At 56.9% G+C, this 4,231-nt stretch carries 3 protein-coding genes; 1 reads left to right on the top strand and 2 read right to left on the bottom strand.

The features are described 5' to 3' along the window. Positions 1-1,492: protein-L-isoaspartate(D-aspartate) O-methyltransferase (locus AC33YF_RS13080; protein WP_491777650.1), on the bottom strand; the 1,492-nt coding region annotated here is incomplete at its 3' end. 172 nt (positions 1,493-1,664) lie between these two features. After that, a complete protein-coding gene (ald, locus tag AC33YF_RS13075) occupies positions 1,665-2,783 on the bottom strand; it encodes an alanine dehydrogenase (RefSeq protein WP_491777649.1) in 1,119 nt (372 codons plus the stop codon). A 379-nt stretch (positions 2,784-3,162) separates the two neighbouring features. Here ald and AC33YF_RS13070 point away from each other — a divergent pair, with 379 nt between their 5' ends. Then, positions 3,163-3,831 (top strand): DUF6629 family protein, encoded by a 669-nt coding sequence (locus tag AC33YF_RS13070; RefSeq protein WP_491777648.1) that lies wholly within the window; start codon positions 3,163-3,165, stop codon positions 3,829-3,831. Positions 3,832-4,231 lie beyond the last annotated feature (400 nt).

The raw sequence follows: 4,231 nt of genomic DNA, 5'->3' as shown, positions 1-4,231 counted from the left end.
CGCTACCGTAGTACATGATGCGATAGTATTGCTCGGCGGCCACGACGATGCGCGCATTCTGCTCTGCGTTGAAGAAGGCGCTGCCATCGCGGGCAAGATAACCCAGACGTTTTTTCAACAAGTCGATCAGCGCCTCGGTAACGGGGTGTTCGCATACTGCATAGCCGCGCGACAGAGCCATCCTGCCGTAGCGGGCAGGATCTGACCGGAATGGTGCGAGACAGCCATAACGCTCGCGCGCGATGCGAGCCGTATGAGGGTCGACATCATCCAAGTAGCTGAGTACGGCACTAATCGAAGTTGCTAGGCTGTAGACATCCAGCCCGTAGAAGCCAGCTCGCTTGTCAGGGGCAGCGATTGTCTCGTTGATTGCTTTCAGTCGCCGGAGGAAATCGTTCACTTGACCATTCCGCCACATCCAAGTGGGAAAACGCGTGAAGGCGCCGGCAGGAACGTTTGGACGGGGAAGCCCCCGAACGAAGGCGTCGTAAACCGAGGCGTCAGGCCAATCTGCCTCCACAGCAACAATCGTAAAGCCGTGTTTTGCAACGAGCATCTCAGTGATCCGTGCTCGCGCATCATAGAATTCGGCCGTTCCGTGGGTGGCTTCGCCGAGAAGCACTACGCGCTGGTGTGCAAAGCGCTCGGCAAGCGCGGTCAGCTCAGCGAGGTCGCTAAAGCGTTCCGCAGCGCTGGTGATCACGCGGTCGACGCTGGTGCGGGGACCTCGAGCCTGTGGCGCGGGAGCCAGCAACCCGTTGGCAAAACCTGAACTTTCGGCGTCGATCTGGGGCTCCGCTTCGGCCTGCGTTGACGCCTCCCAGCCTTCTTCGCCAATCAACGGAACGAACGTCACAGCCCCGTGATCTTCTTGCTCAAATAAGTCTTCGCCCATCCGGCGTACGAGAACCAAGCTCTGACGGGTGCCTCGGCCCACGGGGATGACAAGGCGACCGCCAATGGCCAGCTGCCGCTTCAAAGCCTCCGGAACCCTCGGGCCACCCGCCGAAACCACAATGGCGTTAAAAGGTGCCTCTTCCGGCCAGCCCTTTGTGCCGTCGCCACAGACAATCTGGACATTGTCGTAGCCAAGACGCACCTCTCGCTCGCTCGCGAGGTCTGCGAGCTCTTGGTGTCGCTCAATGGCGTAGACGGATGAAGCGATACGGCTCATTACGGCCGCGGCGTAGCCAGACCCGGCGCCGACCTCCAGCACGGTATCGCCCGGCTTGATCGCAGCCAGCTCGACCATGCACGCAACAATGTAAGGCTGGGATATTGTCTGCCCCGCCGCGATCGGTAACGCCGAGTCTTCATAAGCAAACTCAGACAGGGGCTCCGAAACGAAGGCTTCCCTTGGCACCTCCGCCATCGCGGCAAGCACAAGTGGATCTGCAATTCCGCGGGCTTCGAGATGGCGGGTGACCATCACGGCGCGGTCGCGGGCGTGCACATCCTCTACACCCGGCTCTTCTCCGAGGGTGGATATCATAGCCCTAAGTTCTATACGAAACTGCAGACGAAAACCTTGACCTCAATCAGGGAACGGTTAGCCGAGGGGGCGCCCCAAGCAATGCGTCTGAACTCTGACCATTTTTTTCAGTGACACGACAGATCAGCGACTCGGTCGACACACGCGAAGGCCAGTAGGGTGTTCCCAGAGTTTAGTTCTTTAGGGCCTCGCTTGCAGGGACGTATGGCATTCCGAACGCATCGGCGACAGCCTTATGGGTCACTTGACCATCGTGTATGTTGAGACCTGATCGTAAGTATGGATCGGACGTCAGTGCGTGAGCATAGCCTTTGTCGGCCAGCACCAAGACAAAGGGCGCAGTTACGTTGCTGAGTGCAAATGTCGACGTTCTCGCCACAGCGCCCGGCATGTTCGTTACGCAATAGTGCACGATATTGTCGGACACGTACGTTGGCTCGGAGTGTGAGGTGGGCCGTGAAGTCTCGGCCGTGCCGCCTTGATCGATCGATACATCGACAATCACAGCGCCAGGTTTCATTCTTTTTACGGTATTGGCAGAGATCAGCTTCGGTGCCGCAGCGCCTGGCACCAACACAGCGCCGATGACGAGATCGGCACGCTCACACAGTATCTCGACAGCACTCCGCGCAGCAAAGACTGTCCGTACGCGCGCGCCAAAATCTGATGAGATGCGTCGCAATTGATCAAGGTTTTTCCCCGCAACAGTCACGCTCGCGCCCATTCCAACCGCTATCAGCGCGGCATTGCTGCCGACCACACCGCTACCGAGAATTAGGACATCGCTCGGTGGCACACCAGGCACGCCTCCTAACAGCACACCTCGGCCGCCAGTGGCCTTCTGCAAAGCAGAGGCTCCTACCTGTGGCGCCATACGCCCGGCTACCTCTGACATAGGCATCAGAAGCGGCAAGAAGCCTTCAGCGTTAGTTACCGTCTCATACGCGATTGCCGTCACACCGCAGGCGAGCAGCTCGTTGGTCTGAGTACGGTCTGCGGCAAGATGGAGGTAAGTGAAAAGAATCTGCCCTGGTCTGAGTTGGCTGCGTTCGCTGGCAAGCGGCTCCTTGACCTTCACGATTAGGTCGGCGCGTTCAAAGACTTCAGTGGCTTCCCCAACAATCTCCGCACCTGCCGCGGCATACTCCGTATCAGAGAGCCCCGCACCGACCCCAGCTCCTGCCTCCACCAACACCTGATGGCCGCGTAGTTTGAGCTCCTGTGCCGTCGCCGGGATCAGACCGACCCGAAACTCGTTGTCCTTTATTTCCTTTGGAACGCCCACCAGCATTGATTTGATTCAAACCCGTTGCGTTATTCGTCCGATGCTCTGTCGAGATTAGCGCCAAGGACGCTTAAGTGAAGCCTGCTTTTGACACGACACATGGGACAAGCCAGCGCTCTCACTAGATCGATCAGTTCTCGCTTATGATACGCGCCATGGTTCAGATACGAAGTTTGCGCACTATCTCGGTTGCCTCTTCGCGCTGAAATGTCATCAGCCGAGTTCCAAGAAGCATTGCGTTCTCCTATGATGACGAAGTCGCAAGTATGGGTCGCATAAGCAGAACAAATGCCAATAATCTAGGTTGGTCATCGAATGCGCTTCGTAGATCGTTCTCGAACGAAGAAGCGCATAGCCATGTCAAAGACAGGAATCGTCGAGAACGATGTGTGTTTCTGCAACAACAAGCTTTGTCGCTGCCGGCGGCATCGCTGTCGTTGGTCTCGCAACGTTGCGGCATGTGGATCATCCGCGATCGGTCCTGTTTGCTGCAATGCCGCTTTTGTTTGCATTGCAGCAGTTTACTGAAGGCTTCGTATGGCTGGGCCTCGAGGGCAAGGTCGGGGATCTTGTGCTCCAGCATTCGACTTTTCTCTTCATGCTGTATGCCCAAGGGATCTTGCCCTTCCTCATGCCGCTCGCAGTTCTTCTGATCGAGCCAAGAGGCCTTAGATACTACGGTATACTTATCTGCACTCTGCTCGGTGCAGGACTTAGCGCGTATGTCATATATGCCGTCGTCGGATATCCGAACACATGCTTCGTCGAGGATCACTCGATCGTCTATCACAATGAGCTAACAGACGAGTTATGGGTTGCAGCGGCGTATGTTATTGCGACCTGCGGAGCGCTTCTTTTGTCGACCCACCGCGTCGTGGTTTGGTTTGGTCTCTTCAATATCCTCGGTCTAAGCATCGTCTTAGCGGCCAAAGCCTACGCTTTCACGTCGGTATGGTGTCTTTACGCCGCAGTCCTCAGCGTAATGCTTTACTGGCAATTCGCTCGTGCTCATATCGACGTCGAAAGGCCGAACAGTTCGCTATTGGCCACATAAGCCCGCTCCGTGTCGGTTGTGAGAAGAAGCTGATTGCCGCGGGCATGTCAGGGCCCGCGCTTAGCGGATTCCTGTCACCTTGATGCTTACTCCGCTGCAAGGGCCATGCAGTCATCCGCAGACTTAGCAGTTGGCCTCTGATAGCTTGCTGCCCTAGCGCTGACAAGGTCGCTGCAATTTCTGCTTTGGGTCATAAGCTGACATCAGGACGCAACTCGGCGACGACCGCTTTACATCCGAAAGCAGGCATCTTGAGCTTCCGCGTTGACGTCTGCTAAGTGCCAGAACCGGTCATGTATGGTGCCGCGATGGAACCCGAGGTGTATCAGATGGGCGTGGTCGAAACGCGCTCCTGATGGCTGAGCGACCTCTCAATTGTGACTGACCGGTATCTTGAAGA

Source organism: Methyloceanibacter sp. (genome assembly GCF_058506495.1).
This window is presented reverse-complemented; position numbering and strand designations above follow the sequence as displayed.

Bases quoted from the DNA above. Each gene is read 5' to 3' on its own strand.
- ald (WP_491777649.1), bottom strand. From the start codon at position 2,783: ATGCTGGTGGGCGTTCCAAAGGAAATAAAGGACAACGAGTTTCGGGTC.
- AC33YF_RS13070 (WP_491777648.1), top strand. From the start codon at position 3,163: ATGTGTGTTTCTGCAACAACAAGCTTTGTCGCTGCCGGCGGCATCGCT.